Here is a 16,815-nt window from a genome sequence, read left to right as displayed (position 1 = left end):
TAATAAAATTCCTGTAGATTAATCTTCTAACTCATCATCAGTGATTACTTGATTGGTATTTACTATCGAATTTACAACTTTGCCATTGCTTTTTATTACATTGAATTTTGGATTTAATTGAACATAAATAATGGCCAAAATCACCCCTAAAATGCCGAATGAAAGTAAGCTAAAGTTTAGATATCCACCTAAGACAAAACCTAAATAGAAAAACGGTGCTAAGTATTTAACAATCATCATGTTTAATACCATTGCATAACCGACGACAACGATAAATCCACCGGCCACTGAAAGCCCACCAGTGACAATGTTTGGTAACATATTTAATAAAGATTGAACGGTGTTTGCATCGACATAAATTGCAACAAGCGTGGCAGGGATAGAAACTCTTAATGCTTGCACAAAAAGCGCACTAAAATGAAGCAGTTCAATTTTTCTAAACTGAACCTTTTCTGCAGCTTTATCTGCTTCATGCTGAAATATTACTGTAATGGTTCTTGCAAAAACAGTTAATATTTGTCCAGCAGCTGCAACAGGAAGGGCTATGGCTATTCCTGTTTGGATATCTTGTTTTCCTACAACAACTAAGATTGTTGATATCACACTAGCCAATGCAGAATCTGGAGATTGCGCTGCCCCAATATTCATCCAACCCAATGCAATTAATTCAAGTGTGCCACCTAAAATAATACCAGTTTTAATATCGCCTAATATTAGACCGACTACGGTACAAGCAATTAATGGGCGATGTGTTTGAAACTCATCAAGTACACTCCCCATCCCTGCGATGCATGAGAAAATAAAAATGAACATGATTTGAAGTATTGAGATGTCCATGTTTTCCTCCTATTCTTTTGTTGTGTTAGTTTATATGGAAAACGTTGTTAAAGAAGTTTAATCAAATCGACATTTGGATCAGTAATAACGACTTTTAAGCATAGATTGATGCCCATTTCATGCATTTTTTTGAATGCAGATATATCGTTTTCATCAACAGAAACGGATTTGGTAATTTGTTTTTTCCCCTCTTTAAATGACATTCCTCCTATATTGACTTCTTTAATAGGAACGCCTGCATTGACTAATCGTAAAACATCGGTCGGATTGGTAAAAAGATAAAAAACAGTATCAGTTTCATATTTAGGATTTTTATAGACCGCAGCAGCTTTATCAATACTAATCACCGATACCTTAATTCCAGGAGGTGCTGCTTGTTTAACTAATGTTGAACGAATTTCATCATTAGCAACCTCATCACTAACAATAATAATTCTTTCTGCTTTGGCTTCTTTTGTCCAAACGGTAGTAACTTGTCCATGAATTAATCTATCATCAATGCGAACTAAATTTATGATCATTTATAACTCCTCTTCTCTAGATATATTTTTAGACAAAAATTTAAAAGATTTAATAAAATCTAATTTAACTTCATCGAGTTGTTCAAATACGTTTTCAATGTTGATAAAAGAAAAATCGAGATTTAGTAATTCAAGGCAAAGCGGCATAGATAGCCCACTAATTACTTCGATATTACCTAATTGCATAGCGAGAATGGTGGCTGCGTTATAAGGACTTCCAGAGAATATATCTGCGATAATAATGAACTGTTTTGATTCTGATTGGTTAATAATTTTTAGATATTTATCTTTTAGGTTATCTATGCTATCTCCTGGTTCAAAAGTTATCGCATGTAAATTAGTGTATTTTCCTGCAATCATTTCAATACTATTTTTCATTTCATATGCAAATTTTCCATGCCCTGCCAAAATAATATTCATTTAACAACCCTCACAAATTCTTTTTAATAATCACAAATGTTTATTTAAATTTACATTCACATTTTCTCAAAGTAAATCACTAATGTGAAAAATTGTGATATAGATTGGATTTTTTATAAAAATGAGTAGAAATAAGACTTTCATCTTTAAAAAAGTAATGTGATGCAGAAAATTCTAGCGTTGTTTACAGTATTTGATAAATAAGAGTCATGGATGTATAAAAACAAGGTTACGTTTTATGAGTTTTTAGAGAATTATTTATTATATCTGTGGTATAATTACCACGTTTACTTTTTCTGTTTTGAACAGTAAATTAGAAAAGTCGAAAAAATCAAATTCTATTAATAAGGCTAAATAATTGGAATTACTTGGTGTGTTTCTCATATCGACAGATTGTATATCTATAAAAAAATAAATTCCCCAATATTATAGGTTAATTTGGTTTTGTTACCTACGATCTTATGATCATTTAATATGATTATAAATAAAGGTTTTAATATAGGTTATTTAATAATATTTGTCTTTTTTTGATTGATATATGGAAATGCAAGGGTGGGCATTTATTACATCATTTAAGCTATTTTATCGTTTTAAATTGTTTTATTTGATTATTTGATTATTTAACTTAGTTATTTTATTCAAAAACGCTACCACTATTGATATTTAGATCGATACATCAATAGTTAATAATATTGTTAGGTTAAAATGAAATAATTAGTGTGTACTTTAAAGGTATATTGATACACAAAAAATCAATAACCTTATCTTTTTTTTACTAAAAAGTGTTGATATATCATTTATTATTATAAATTTTTAATGTAATCAACAAATGTACGCAGACTATGGCTAATATATTGATTACGTGGATAGTAAAGTTGTAAGCTAGGTCTTATAGGTAACCATGATTCAAGAACTGAAACCAATTCTCCACTTTCCAGATAAGATTTTGCTTGTTCATAACTGGTATAGCAAATCCCCATATTACATAATGCTGCTTTTAATGTTGAGTCCATATCATCAAGTATAATATTACCTTTGGGCATAACTTCTATTTTTTCATTGGATTTTTCAAATTCCCAAAGATAAGTTCTGCCACTTTTGTATCGAAAAACAATACTTTTGTGAATACTTAAATCATATGGGTGAGTTGGAATCGGATAATGAGTGAAATAATTTGGAGTAGCCACTACGCACATTTTTATTTTTGGACCAATAGGTATGGTGACCATATCATTTTCAACTGTAGTATGTAAACGTATCCCTGCATCGAATTCATGTTGTACAATATCAATTAATTGATCCTCGGTTGAAATTTCGACTCTAATATCTGGAAATTGACGAGTAAATCCAGCAACAATCGGTATCAGTACTAAACGAGAAAATATAGGGGCCGTATTAATTTTTAATGTCCCCATTGGTGTTTTACGAAAATGGTTTACTTCATCTAATATTGTCTCTATTTCATCAAAGGCTGGTCTTAAACGTTCATAAAGAGTAAACCCAACTTCAGTTAGCGATACACTACGTGTTGTGCGCTTAAAAACTTGAACCTTGAGTCGCTGTTCTAATTGTTTAATGGCGTGGCTAATAGCAGAGGGCGATAAACCTAATGCATTTCCTGCTGCACGAAAATTTTTGTAGCGAGCTACTGCAATAAATACTGTAAAATCAGCAAATTTCAATTTCATTAGTGAAAATTCTTCATTAAATAATGCCAAATAAGTCACTTTACAGAATAAAAAACGTTCTGTAAATTCATAATTTGTATTTTGGTAGGGAGAATTTAATGAAAACAAATAATTTATATATCATATGGGCTAATCCTCGAGAGGATTCATTAACTGCAAATATTGTTAAAGAAATGAATAATCAGGCAATAAAGCAAGGAATTGAGGTCACAAACTTAGATCTTTATCGTTGTAATTTTGATCCTGTTTTACGAGAAGAAGATGAACCTGAATGGGAAAACCCTACAAAGCAATACTCTGCAGAAGTTCGTCGTTTGTTTGCAGAACTTGATAATAAAGATACTATAGTAATAGTCTTTCCTGTTTGGTGGTATAGTTTTCCTGCAATATTGAAAGGGTATTTTGAACGAGTATGGAACTATGGTTTAGCGTATGGAGAAGGATCTAAGTTAAAAGTTGAAAAAATCAGATTTGTTGCACTAGTTGGTGGTACAAAGGCTGGCTTTTTGGAATATGGTTGGGAACAACACATGACTGATTATGTTATGAAAGGCATGCATTATCTACAAGTTAATGATATAAAAATTGATTTTCTTTATAACACAATTGGTCTTGAGAATGTTGATGAAGATCATTATCAACGTTTTTTTGAGCAAGCTCGTAATATTATCTCTGAATTAGTTTAATAGTTTCTATAAATTATTTAGTTAGGTCTAGTTTTGTTGAATAGCTAGACCTAAATTTTAATAAAAATTTTAAAAAAATTAACGTAAGTTAAGAAAAAACAAATACCCCATTTTTAGTACAAATCTCACGTAGCTAGTGTAATTCGGTATTTTACCTATAAAAATATTTAGGAATGACATTGATTTTATTATTTTTTAAAATTTATCATCTAAGGAATTCTAAATTGTTAATGTAAAATTCTTTGCATTTTTCAAAAGAGGAAAGATTAAATTTTATATTTCCTTTCCTACCAACCTGAAATGTAACCTCTGTTTTATGCTCAAAGGCATCATCGTTACCCCCAATTTGATTAAATTCATTAACAAAAGCATACAGCCCTAATGTGTCTAGATCGTTTTTGGGAAGAATGTTATTTTCTCGATATATTTCGTCAGGAAAATTTTGTAGGAGTTTAGTGAGTTCATAGTTATAAAATTTGCATCGTAATGGTTTAGGTTCATCATTATCAAATTTCACTGTTATGTTACTTTTTGTTTTCCACGCACTCAAATTTATATGTGGAGCAAACATGATATTGCTTAAAATATATTGAAAATAATCAAGAGCGGAAGTCAAGTATCCCTGTAGTCGTGATTGTTGACCCGATTGATCTGGTAAGGAAATAAAGCTAATGAGTGGGTCACCAATTAATTCATTGGTTAAAGCTGAAAGTTGATAAAGCATAATACAATGATCAAAAGTTTTATAAAATAGTTTTCTAGACTCGTTATAAGGCATTTCAAAATCAACATTTCCTTGTGGCGTATAACGTTTACCATTTCCATGCTTTACGCCATTCAAATAATGCTGAGTGGCAATTAAGGAGCCATTATCATCATACCAACGGGCTTCTCCATGGTATTTTTTGTTTACATATGGGATTTCTTTATAAATATTTCCATTAGGGTAAAAGTACTGAATAAGCCCACCCTTCTTTGGGTAGATTTCCCAAATGTTACCATTTCTGTGATAAACACGATACTCGCCAATTGTTTCACCTTTGTTCCAATTTTGTTCACTAGCTATAATGCCTGACTCATAAAAATATGTATCCAACCCATCAGGTTCCCCATCGTTAAGTATATATTGATGATAAATATTGCCATTTGGATAATATTGTACACATGGACCGTTTTCTACACCATTTTTATAATTTTTAACTATGCATAGTTTACCTTTTTCATAATAGCGACTCTCTCCATGTTCAACACCATTAGCGTAGTTAGTTTCGAAATAAAAGCTGTCATCTAAAGCTGTTATTTTTGTTAGTCCATGTCTTTTTCCGTTCACATAATTAATTTCAAAAAGACTTTCTTCTGAATCATCAAATAAAACGGTACCAGTGATAGGTACCTCTAAACTATCTGTACAGTATGAATCGTTATTTTTTAATTTGACTTCATTGGCTTTATAAAACATTACTTTTAATATCCTTTTTATGATACGGTTATAATTATTTTTAAATTGAAACTAGAGTAAATACTATAATAAATAATCTTTTGCTAATTATGAACTTATAAAAAATGAGGTTTATTTACAATAGATGACAATTAAATTTGCTTTATTAATGTAACTATTTTTTTAAATAGTATAGCTACAGTAGAATATTACTTTGTGATAAAAATAATTTTAGCCATGAAAAAGTAATTTTTAAAATTTTAATAGGACTTAATGATATTTAAAGTTTTTATATACTAAACTATGAAATTGGAGCGGGAAACGAGGTTCGAACTCGCGACCCCGACCTTGGCAAGGTCGTGCTCTACCAACTGAGCTATTCCCGCATGAGAGGCGTTTATTAGTGGTGCCCGGGGCGAGACTTGAACTCGCACGGCCGAAAAGGCCGAGGGATTTTAAATCCCTTGTGTCTACCGATTTCACCACCCGGGCTCAAAACAAATTACTAAAAGTAACTGCGCTTTGAATGGTGTGCATTTTACCTATCTTATCATTGCAGTCAATAAAAATTTTAAATTAATTGTTTAATTGCTCAATGTTTGACTTATTTTATATTTAAAACAGATTATTTTTAATTTTATACAATAAAAAGTGTTATTTTTTAATTAAATACTTTATGTAAAAAATACTTTAAAAAAAGTTATTCTTCATCAAGTAGATCACTGTGTGCTATCCATAAATATTGTAACATTGATAATAAGGTTAAGAATGTTGCAATAAATAAGGCGGCAAGTCCTGCGTAAATGACCATATCACAAGGTCGCCAAAGCAGCCAAGTTAACGCTGTCATTTGTACAATTGTTTTGATTTTGCCAATTGATGAAACAGCAACACTGTTACGTTTGCCAATTTCGGCCATCCATTCGCGCAGAGCTGATATGATTATTTCACGAGAAACAATAATAATTGCAGGGATTGAGATCCACCACGCTTGGTAATATTGCGTAATTAAAACTAATGCAATCGTTACCATAATTTTGTCAGCGACGGGATCCAAAAAGGCACCAAATTTCGTAGTTTGATCTAAACGACGAGCAAGATAACCATCTAATACATCAGTCACTGCTGCAATTAAAAAAACTAATGCAGAAAAAAAACCAGACCATTCATAAGGAAATAAATAAAATGCCAACACAAAAAAAGGGATTAAAATAATTCGAAATAATGTTAAGGTTGTTGGAAAATTAATTTTCATGTGACATAAGCTCTTTTTTTTGCTTTATTAATCAATACATTAATGATTAGTAAATAAATAGTATTTTATTGGCGTTTATGTTGCCTGAAATACATTATTTTTTCAATGTGCTATTGCTTTAAATTTAGGTAAATTTTTTCTGCTAATGACTTAGATATGCCTTGTACTTGTGCTATTTCGTCAACACTGGCATTTTTTAATCCTCTTAATCCGCCAAAATGTTTTAATAGTGCTTGACGTCTTTTAGAACCAATGCCTTCAATATGTTCTAGGGCACTGTCAGTAAGTTGTTTTGTCCCTTTTTTGCGTTGTCCAACAATAGCGTGATCGTGCGATGCATTACGAATTTGTTGAATGAGTAATAGCGCAGGGGAGTGATCATCAAGATAATATCCTATGCCATGAGCTTCAAAAAAGAGGGTTTCTAATCCTTCTTTACGATCAGCACCTTTAGCAACACCAATTAGTATAGGATGATTTTTGTTCCAATTTACCTCTAATTGTTCAAATACCTTTAGAGCTTGATTAAGTTGCCCTTTACCACCGTCGATAAAAATAATATCTGGAACTTTGCCATCAGGTAGATCTTTTTTACTATAACGACGTGTTAAGACTTGTTTCATTGCGGCATAATCATCACCAGGTGTGATGTCGGTAATATTATAACGACGAAATTCAGATTTAACTGGTCCTTTGTCGTCAAACACAACACAAGATGCAATGGTATTTTTGCCCATAAAGTGGCTGATATCAAAGCATTCCATTCGGTTAATTTTATCGATTCCCAAAAAAGATTTTAATGCGTCATATCTCTGTTTTATTGTTGAGTTTTCTAATAATTTATTTTTAACTTCAGTTTGAGCATTCACTGTTGCTATATTGAGTAATTTAAGATTATCTCCTTTAGGCTCATCAATTAGTTTAACTTGATGTTCTGCAATAAGTGACAGTGTATCTTCCATTGGTTGTTTATCTGATAACGAAAAATTGAGTAAAATTTTTCTAGGAATATTTCTATTCTGATTACCTTGTAGATAAAATTGGCCTAAAAAAGTTTCTATAACTTCTTCTAGTTCTGTATTTGATGGTACTTTAGGAAAGTATGAGCGATGACCAAAAGTTTGTCCGTTACGAATAAATAGTACATAGATACAAGCTAAGCCTAACTCATAATGAAAACCGATGACATCAAGATTATCATTATTGTTGTATATCGCTTGTTTTTCATTAATGTGTTTTATTGCTTGAAGTTGATCACGCAAGATCGTTGCTTTTTCAAAGTTAAGTTCGCTACTAGCTTTTTGCATATCTTTAGTTATTTTTTGTAGTATTTGATCTGATTGACCAGATAAAAATAATCTAACATAGTTAACTTGTTCAAGGTAATCTTCATCACTGACTAAACCCGGCACACAAGGGCCTAGGCAACGTTTAATTTGGTATTGTAAACAAGGACGTGTTCGATTGCGATAGGTTGAATTTAAGCACTGCCTTATCGGAAATGTTTTTTGTAATAAAGTTAATATTTGTTTTACTGCGTATCCACTTGGATAAGGCCCAAAAAACTCATCTTTTTTTCGATTTATCGCTCCCCGATAAAGTGAAAGTTGTGGATGAAGTTCTTTGCTTAGTTTTATAAATGGATAACTTTTATCATCTTTTAAAAGTACATTGTATCTAGGTTGATATTTTTTTATATAAGTTTGTTCAAGCAGCAATGCTTCTGTTTCGGTATTGGTAATTGTGAATTCGATACGATGAATATGGCTGACTAACATATCCGTTTTTAATGTTTTTTTGCTGTTATTAAAGTAGCTTTTTAGTCGATTATTAAGATCTTTGGCCTTTCCCACATAAATAATCGTTTCTTTATCATTAAACATTTGATAAATACCCGGTTTATGTGGGACTGTTTTTAAAAAAGAATTTGAATCAAATTGGCTCATATTAGTTTTCGAAGGTGAGGGCTCTTTTCTCTATGATCCTCATAATGGTGCTAAGTAAGCCATTTATCAAGAGGTAAACTAAGCCTGCAACAACAAAAATAGAAAAATCATAATAATCACCATTTAATTGGTTGCTATATCCCATAATGTCCATCACGGGAATCATTGATGCTAATGCCGTACCTTTTACAACAAAGACTACCTCATTAGAGTAAGTCGAAAGAGCTCGTTTTAATGCATAAGGTAAAATAACTTTTAATGTTTGTTTTTTATCCATACCAAGTGCTTCACAAGCTTGCCACTGTCCTTTAGGTAAGGCCTTTAATGAACCATAAAAAATTTGAGTTGTATAGGCGGCACTGTTGAGTGTTAATGCTAGATAAGCACAAAACCAAGGTGATGAGATAAGTTCATAAAGTACGGGGACTTTGCTTAATGTATCACTAAATTGTGATGGCCCATAATAAATTAAAAATAGTTGTACAAGTAGTGGGGAGCCCGTAAATAAAATAATATATGTACGAATAGCTTTAGTTAAAGCATACGAATTTAGTGACAATAAACATGAAAAGATGATTGCGAGCAATCCAGCCGATAAAATTCCTAAAATTCCTAAGCTTAATGTATTAGGCAGACCTTGAAGTATGATTTTAAGGTAATAAATAAAAGTATCAAACATAATAAGACCTTACTAATTTTTTGCTGATGTTGGTTGTTCAAAATAGGTTGAACGTTTTTCAATTCGTGATATAACTTTTTGACTTAAAATTGAGATGATTAAATAGATAATCATTGCAATAAAATACCATAAAAAAGGTTGATTTGTTCGAGCTATAATTGCTTTTGTTTGCATCATTAAATCATTAATGGCAATAGCCGATACAAGTGCTGTATCTTTTAATAAAATCAGCCATTGATTACTTAATCCCGGTAATGCATGACGCCACATTTGAGGCATTATTATACGAAAAAATATGCGTGATTTGCTAAGTCCAAGTACTTGGGCTGCTTGCCACTGTCCATTTGAAATTGCTTTAAATGCACCACGCAGTGTTTGTGAGGCATAAACTGCATATAAAAGGGAAAGTGCAGCAACGCCACATAAAAAAGGGTTAATATTAAAATTTTGAATGTCTAGCTGTATTGTTAATGAGGTAAAGTAAAGGTTAATTGTAAAACCATCATTTAATAATATGAGTAACAACGGTAATCCGTTATAAATAGCGACAACAATTAATAGTTCAGGTAAAGCTCGAATCGTTAAATTAAAAAGTGACATTAACCATGCAACTGGTTTAATTGGAGACAATTCTAATAGCGTAAAAATAAAGGCAAAAAATATGCCTACCACTAATGATACTAAAGCTAATGATAATGTAATTGATGTCGCTTGTGCTAGTGGCAATATATATCCATCCATCAAAGATAGAATCCAATTTATTTTATTTGTTAGAAAGTCTGACATAAGAAAACCGTTGTTAAATTAACATTGTTTAATAAAAAATAAACTCGCCGCAAAGTATGCGGCGAGATCATAATGACGTCGATTTTTGCTATTTAATAACTATTTGTTAAACCATTTTTTATAAATAGCGTCTAATTCACCATTTGCTTTTAGTTTATCAAGAGCTTGGTTAAATTGATTCAACAATTGATCATTACCTTTGCGTACTGCTATACCTAAGCCTTCACCAAAAAATTCGTGATCGGTGATTTTGTCAGCTAATGGTACAATATCAGTCTCTTTACCTAGCCATTCACCAGCAACAATTGAGCTTGAAACTATGGCATCAATTCGTTTTGCTTTTAAATCTAAAAAAGCAAATTGATAGCTATCGTAACTGACTTGTTTAACATCAGGGTATTTTTCACTTAGGTATTTTGGGTAAGTTGTTCCTTTTTGAATACCAACACGTTTGCCTTTTAGTTGATCAAGGCTAGTTAAGGTATCTTTTAAAGTAACAAACTGGATTGAACTATCATCATAATAAATTTTTGTAAAATCAACTTGTTTTTGACGCTCAGGTGTCACATCAATTCCCGCTATTGCTGCATCAATTCGACGTGTTTTTAAGCTTGGAATTAAGCCATCAAAAGATTGATTAACAATTTTGCAAGAGGCTTTGATGTCTTCGCAAATTTTATTAATCACATCAATATCAAACCCAATAATTTCATTTTTTTCATTGGTAAATTCAAAAGGCGCATAAGTTGCTTCTGTGCCAATGGTTAATGTTTCTGTTGCTTGAGCAACAAAGGCTGTGCCTGCAAGAAAAATAGCGAGTAATGTTTTTTTCATATATCCACCCAATTTTATTTTAATTAATGTGACAAATAAGCTTTAAATTCTTCAGTTTTAGGATGAGTAAAACATTCAAGTTGCCCTTGCTCTATAATTTTACCTTGTTCCATATAAATTACTTGTGAAGCAACCTTGCGAGCAAAATCGACTTCATGAGTAACAATAATTTGCGTAATACCTGTCTGCGATAGTTCATTAATAATTTCAGCAACTTGTGAAGTAATAGCCGGATCTAATGCCGCTGTTGGCTCATCAAATAATAAGATTTTTGGCTCCATCATTAATGCTCTAGCTATTGCAACACGTTGTTGTTGTCCACCAGAAAGGTGGAGAGGGTAACGATGAGCCATATCATTAATTTGTAGCCTTTCTAATATAGCCATTGCTTTATCACTTGCTTCTTTTTTTGATAGTTTTAATACTTGGCAAGGTGCTTCAATCAAATTTTCTAGTACGGTTAAGTGCGGCCACAAATTATAATTTTGAAAAACCATACCAACATGTTTTCTTAATAATCTAACTTTTGATTCATTGATTTTTTTTGAAAAATCAAAATATGAGTTAGCAATAGTCATGCTGCCTGATGTTGGAATTTCAAGTAAATTAAATACTTTTAATAAAGAGCTTTTACCTGCTCCACTTTGACCTAGTAATACAATAGTTTCACCTAGTGGATAGCAGAGTGAAACATCATTTAATGCCTGATGCTCACCATAAAAGCAGTTAATATGACTTAATTCAATGTTCATTGTTAATTAAATATTTTGTATAACGATAAATTTGACTAAATATTACTTTTTTTTGCATAAAAATGCAATCTAATTTATTAGACTATTGCGTTTTTATTTTGTTCTTATACAAAAGTCATAGCTTTCCTGAAACTTTTTGACAAAATTTTTATTATTAATAATAGCTATTGAGAATTGGATAGGATTGGAATAACAGGACCAAGATATTTAGGTTCTTTTTTTAGAATATAAAGATCAATAAAAGCACTAACTCGCGCAAACATTTCTCGGATTCGAACTAACTTCATGCTTTTAGGGGAAGGTACTGCAAAGCATTGTGCTTGTATACCTTGAGCAAGCGCAATGAAAATTGCTCTTTCGCAATGAAACTCTTGAGTGATGATGGTAAAATTATTCGCATCAAATACTTTATTGGCCCGAACAACTGAATCAAGGGTTCTAAAACCTGCATAATCTAAAACAATTGAGTCACTAGGGATACCAGCCTTTATTAAATCTTTTTTCATTGTAATGGGTTCGTTGTAGCTCAAAAGAGCGTTATCTCCACTAAGTAAAAGATAATTAACTTTACCTTGCCAATAAAGTTCAATTGCTCCATCAATTCGATTTTGGTAAAACCCATTTATAACACCGTTGCGAACATATTTTGATGTACCAAGTACAACACCAATCTCTCGATAGGGAAGTTTATTTTCATCATGGTAGATATAAGGTGCTGTTTTATAACTAATCCAATAATCTAAACTGACAATTACTGCCATCAAAAAAAAACAGAAGCTAGCAATATAAGCAATAATTTTTTTAAATTTCATGCTAAAACCAGTTAAAAATAAAAACCATTATTGGAAATAAAAACGGAGCTGTCAATGACGTTATAATACCACATAAAACTAATGATAATGAACTATATGCTCCTTCATTATAGTCCATCTCAATGCAACGAGCAGTACCGACTGCGTGTGAAACAGCGCCAATGGATAATCCTCTTGCTGGAGCCGATTTTATTTTTACTAGATTTAATATCTGGTGTCCAAATATACCGCCAAGTATTCCAACAAGTATTACACATAATGCTGCTATAGATGGAACTCCACCTTGGTTACTTGCAATTGTTACCGCAATAGCTGTAGTGACTGATTTTGGTAATACTGATGCGGCAATTTCGTTATTTCCACCTAGCCAAAATACAATGCAAACTCCGGTTATCATTGATGCAAGTGAAGCTGTTAGCGTAATAATCATTATTGATTTCCATCTAGCTTTGATCTGTGGAATAAGTTCATATAAAGGGTAGGCAAGGGCAACAACAGAATAAGGTAATAAGTCATTAATAATTTTCACATTATTAACATATTGAGTGTAATTTGTTTTGGTTATTAGTAAAATTGGAATTAAAACAATAACTGTAATCACTAAAGGATTAAATAATGGATTTTTTATTTTAAATGACATTTTTCGAACAATGAGAAAAACACAAAGCGTTAATGGTAACATCCATATCATGGCTGATTATCCTCATTTTTTGGTGGTACAGTTGGATCTTTATTTACTGTTTTATGGAAATGTTCTGTTAAAAAAGCAGTAAAAAGCAGCACAATTAGAGTACCGCCAACACTGCCAAATATAATTGGTACCCAATTTTGCAATAAAAGTGAATAATTATCCATAATCCCCATCGCTGCAGGAACAAAAAGTAATGTCATGTAGCGCATAAAAAGATTACAACTATTTTTTATCCAACAAGTGGGTATTAATTGAAAAGCCAGTAAAAAAAATAAAATTAACAATCCAATAATACTACCTGGAATTATTATTGGTAATAATTTAGATATTATATTACCTACCCATAAAGAAAGTGTTAAAACAAGAAGACCTCGACCATAACTAAAAGTAGTATAGTATAAAGAATATAGTCGATGTTTAATTGTGGCGTGCTTGGCTAAAAAATGTTTCATAATATAAATGCTAATTATCTTAATCTTTAATTATGATGATTATCCCTATGGTTAGGATGAAATATATTTGTTTATATCATACGCTCGCTAAAATTAATTATCCAACTAAATAATGACAATAGTTATAAAGCTGTTTAATTATTGCTAGTTTTTTGGGGTGCTGAATATAATTTTCAGTAAGTTGTTCTAATGTTAATAAATAATCTTGTACTTTTAATGTATTAAGTTTGTCACGGCAATGATCTAGCCATATTAGTTGTTCTTGTTCAGTTAATGTTTGTGGATAATTTCGTGCTTTGTATCTGAAAAATAGAGGGGCTAAGCGAGAATCATCAAATGTTAATGATAATGTATCTAATAAATTAGCAGGTGTTGTTCGAATTATTTCGCAACGTAAACTATCTTGTTTATTTAAAAATCCATTATATATTTGGGCATCAACATCAGGATGAGTAGAATAATTTTCATTTATTGCAAATAATTCTGCCATTTTATTTTGTAGTGTTTTTTGATGCTGGAATAATTTTTGTTGCTTGATTAAACAAAGATCTACATCAATATTAAACCTTTTGCTATTTTGTGATAATAATGTTTTTATTGGAGCAACAATAGGACATTTATTAATATGAATTAACTTTAAAGGAATTCGTGATTCATTAAACTCAAGATTTTCTGTTTTGGTATAGAGCTTTTCTTTAATCTTTTCTACAGGTAAATCAATAATTGAATAAATATCACCCATTAAGTCACAAACAATCACTGCGTTATTTTGTAATGGATGCCAAGCAATTGGGCAAACTAATGACATATTGCCACGATAGTTACCAAGCATGCCTGATACGTGAACAATAGGTTTCATGTTGACGGTATTAATAAGTTCTGCAACTCTATTTTTATTGCGTAATGTAAAAAAATAATTGAAAAGCTTAGGTTGTTTTTCTTTTATTAATTTGGCTATTGCTATAGTTGCATAAACATCAGACATAGCATCATGCGCATGTTCATGTTCAATGTTGTTCGCCTTTGATAAATGTTCTAAGCGAAAGCTTGGCTGATCTTCATTATTTATTGGCCAATTAATACCTTCTGGCCTAAGTGCATAACAAGCACGAACGACATCAAGAATGTCCCATCTGGAATTTCCGTTTTTCCAACTATAGGCATAAGGATCATAAAAATTGCGATACAAAATATTTCGCGTTACTTCGTCATCAAAGCGAATATTGTTGTAACCTAAAATACATGTATTGGGCACACTAAATGCTTGATGGATTAAACGAGTAAATTCCGCTTCACAAAGGCCTTTTTGGTTTGCTTCTTGGGGGGTAATTCCTGTAATTAATGCTGCTTCAGGATTTGGCAAGTAATCTTGAGATTGTGAACAATATATAACCAATGGTTCTTCAATAATATTAAAATCTTCATCAGTTCGAACTCCGGCAAATTGAACAGGTCTGTCTAGAGCTGGGTTGACACCAAAGGTTTCATAATCATGAAAGTAAAAACTTGGCTGTTCTTGGTTATTTTTCATTGTGCTTCTTTGCTCGTAATTGTTCTTTTATTTATTTAAATTCAATAAGGTATAATAAATTTTTGTTCATTTTTGTTTTTAGCTATTTAAGCATTTTTTAGTTGTTCACTTGCAAATGTGTACAGATTGAGTACATAATTATATTTTCATGTGTGTACAGAATGTAGAAAATAAAATGGCATTAAGTGATACAAAATTAAAATCAATATTAAATAAACCTTACACTGGGTTGCCTGAGTTAACCGATGGTGATGGTTTAGGAGTAAGAATACCACAAAAAGGAACAATTGCGTTTCAATTTCGTTATAGATGGAACGGAAAAGCTCAAAGAATGACAATAGGGCGTTATCCATCATTATCCCATCATTATCGCTTAAAGAGGCTAGGATTTTGGTTGGTGAGCTGAGAGACTTATATAATAAAGGAATAGCCCTCAAAAAGCGAAATTAAGCAAACAACACAGGTATGACTTTGAATGCTTGCCTTGATTATTGGATGGAAAAATATGTATCAACGCTTAGAGATAAAACTGCCACATTATATCAAGCCGTTGTGTGCAAAAATCTTTATAATCAATTTCCTGATATACCTGTTAATGAAATACCTGTGCGTGACTGGGTCACTTTTTTTGAAAAGCAAGAAAAAATTAATCTTAAAAGAGCCAGAACAATACTAGTGCAGGCTAAATCTGCAATAAATTGGTGTATTAGTCGTCAAGTTATAGACTCATGTGAGTTAATGAAATTAAGCCCTAAAAATATAGGCGTTAAAACTGAAATTGGTGATAGGGTATTAACATATAAAGAGTTGGCAAAAATATGGCTAGTAATTGAAAATAGCAGGGCATCAACAATAAATAAGCTCCTGCATCAAATGCTAATGTTATGGGGGGCTAGAAATTCAGAATTACGGCTTGCTTCTGTTGGTGAATTTGATATGGGTGAATTGATTTGGACAGTTCCAAAGGAACATAGCAAAATAGGTAACTTAATAAGAAGACCTATTTTTGAACAGATTGGACCAATGGTTGAAAAATTACAAAATATGTTTAATGATAAAATGTTTCTAGGAACATCGTTAAATACCTCTATTACAATTTCAGCAGCTAATAGGTATGTAAGGCGATTGCGTGAAAAATTAGATATGCCAGAATGTAGCTCTCACGATTTTAGACGTACATTATCAACTAGATTATTAGAGGAGGGAGTTATGCCCCATATCACAGAAAGGATGTTAGGGCATGAACTTGGTGGTGTTATGGCTGTTTACAATAAACATGATTGGTTAAAAAATCAAAGAAAGGCATATGAATTATATGCTGATAAGATCCTTTGGCACATCAAGCACGTTGATTAATTCCGCCATTATTAAACCAGTCAATTACCACTTTTTTATTGTATCGTTCGAATAAAAGGAGGCAGGGCTTTTAAACTTATGCTGTTTTCTTGGCGTGTGTTCAATAGATATTGTATTTTCTTTATCTGTTC

16 protein-coding genes, 2 tRNA genes and 1 pseudogene are annotated in these 16,815 nt (G+C 31.7%); 2 read left to right on the top strand and 17 right to left on the bottom strand.

Features of this window, described 5'->3' with window-relative positions; translation table 11 throughout:
- Positions 1-18: 18 nt before the first annotated feature.
- From GQ594_RS07580 to GQ594_RS07565, 4 genes are all read right to left on the bottom strand, one after another.
- Positions 19-837: a PTS mannose/fructose/sorbose transporter subunit IIC gene (locus GQ594_RS07580; protein ID WP_160412012.1), complete on the bottom strand. Its 819-nt coding sequence runs from the start codon at positions 835-837 to the stop codon at positions 19-21.
- 47 nt (positions 838-884) lie between these two features.
- Entirely contained in the window at positions 885-1,358 is a 474-nt protein-coding gene (locus GQ594_RS07575) for a PTS system mannose/fructose/N-acetylgalactosamine-transporter subunit IIB (protein ID WP_160412011.1), read from the bottom strand.
- Entirely contained in the window at positions 1,359-1,778 is a 420-nt protein-coding gene (locus tag GQ594_RS07570; protein WP_160412010.1) for a PTS sugar transporter subunit IIA, read from the bottom strand.
- A gap of 803 nt (positions 1,779-2,581) precedes the next feature.
- A complete protein-coding gene (locus GQ594_RS07565; RefSeq protein ID WP_160412009.1) occupies positions 2,582-3,466 on the bottom strand; it encodes a LysR family transcriptional regulator in 885 nt (294 codons plus the stop codon).
- 98 nt (positions 3,467-3,564) lie between these two features.
- Between GQ594_RS07565 and GQ594_RS07560 the strand changes: the two genes are divergently transcribed.
- Complete coding sequence (locus tag GQ594_RS07560) at positions 3,565-4,152, top strand: NAD(P)H oxidoreductase (RefSeq protein ID WP_160412008.1); 588 nt, start codon at positions 3,565-3,567, stop codon at positions 4,150-4,152.
- Positions 4,153-4,357: 205 nt separating this feature from the next.
- On the opposite strand, the gene GQ594_RS07555 is transcribed toward GQ594_RS07560, so the two are convergent.
- From GQ594_RS07555 to sbcB, 13 genes are all read right to left on the bottom strand, one after another.
- On the bottom strand, positions 4,358-5,611 hold the full coding sequence (locus GQ594_RS07555) for a toxin-antitoxin system YwqK family antitoxin (protein WP_160412007.1): 1,254 nt from the start codon (positions 5,609-5,611) through the stop codon (positions 4,358-4,360).
- Between the two features lie 289 nt (positions 5,612-5,900).
- Positions 5,901-5,976, bottom strand: a tRNA-Gly gene (locus GQ594_RS07550).
- A gap of 18 nt (positions 5,977-5,994) precedes the next feature.
- A tRNA-Leu gene (locus GQ594_RS07545) sits at positions 5,995-6,082 on the bottom strand.
- A gap of 208 nt (positions 6,083-6,290) precedes the next feature.
- On the bottom strand, positions 6,291-6,845 hold the full coding sequence (pgsA, locus tag GQ594_RS07540) for a CDP-diacylglycerol--glycerol-3-phosphate 3-phosphatidyltransferase (protein ID WP_160412006.1): 555 nt from the start codon (positions 6,843-6,845) through the stop codon (positions 6,291-6,293).
- Between the two features lie 110 nt (positions 6,846-6,955).
- Entirely contained in the window at positions 6,956-8,791 is a 1,836-nt protein-coding gene (gene uvrC, locus GQ594_RS07535) for an excinuclease ABC subunit UvrC (protein ID WP_160412005.1), read from the bottom strand.
- Position 8,792: 1 nt separating this feature from the next.
- Positions 8,793-9,470, bottom strand: coding sequence for an arginine ABC transporter permease ArtM (gene artM / locus GQ594_RS07530; protein WP_160412004.1), 678 nt, complete (start codon positions 9,468-9,470; stop codon positions 8,793-8,795).
- A gap of 12 nt (positions 9,471-9,482) precedes the next feature.
- Positions 9,483-10,211 carry an arginine ABC transporter permease ArtQ gene (gene artQ / locus GQ594_RS07525; protein WP_160399955.1) on the bottom strand — a complete coding sequence of 243 codons (729 nt, stop codon included), beginning with the start codon at positions 10,209-10,211 and terminating at the stop codon, positions 9,483-9,485.
- A gap of 144 nt (positions 10,212-10,355) precedes the next feature.
- On the bottom strand, positions 10,356-11,090 hold the full coding sequence (locus GQ594_RS07520) for a transporter substrate-binding domain-containing protein (protein WP_160412003.1): 735 nt from the start codon (positions 11,088-11,090) through the stop codon (positions 10,356-10,358).
- A gap of 23 nt (positions 11,091-11,113) precedes the next feature.
- Positions 11,114-11,842, bottom strand: coding sequence for an arginine ABC transporter ATP-binding protein ArtP (gene artP / locus GQ594_RS07515; RefSeq protein ID WP_160412002.1), 729 nt, complete (start codon positions 11,840-11,842; stop codon positions 11,114-11,116).
- Between the two features lie 164 nt (positions 11,843-12,006).
- Positions 12,007-12,603, bottom strand: coding sequence for an ElyC/SanA/YdcF family protein (locus tag GQ594_RS07510; RefSeq protein WP_202112525.1), 597 nt, complete (start codon positions 12,601-12,603; stop codon positions 12,007-12,009).
- A 52-nt stretch (positions 12,604-12,655) separates the two neighbouring features.
- A complete protein-coding gene (locus GQ594_RS07505) occupies positions 12,656-13,345 on the bottom strand; it encodes a CidB/LrgB family autolysis modulator (protein WP_160399869.1) in 690 nt (229 codons plus the stop codon).
- Complete coding sequence (locus tag GQ594_RS07500) at positions 13,342-13,797, bottom strand: CidA/LrgA family protein (RefSeq protein ID WP_160412000.1); 456 nt, start codon at positions 13,795-13,797, stop codon at positions 13,342-13,344. The genes GQ594_RS07505 and GQ594_RS07500 overlap by 4 nt, the downstream gene beginning before the upstream one ends.
- Before the next feature lie 97 nt (positions 13,798-13,894).
- A complete protein-coding gene (gene sbcB / locus GQ594_RS07495) occupies positions 13,895-15,328 on the bottom strand; it encodes an exodeoxyribonuclease I (RefSeq protein WP_160411999.1) in 1,434 nt (477 codons plus the stop codon).
- Positions 15,329-15,503: 175 nt separating this feature from the next.
- Between sbcB and GQ594_RS07490 the strand changes: the two are divergent.
- A pseudogene (locus GQ594_RS07490) lies at positions 15,504-16,684 on the top strand (tyrosine-type recombinase/integrase).
- The last annotated feature ends 131 nt before the right edge of the window (positions 16,685-16,815 follow it).

Source organism: Gilliamella sp. Pra-s52, from assembly GCF_009795805.1.
In the GTDB taxonomy this organism is placed as follows: Bacteria; Pseudomonadota; Gammaproteobacteria; order Enterobacterales; family Orbaceae; genus Gilliamella.
This window is presented reverse-complemented; position numbering and strand designations above follow the sequence as displayed.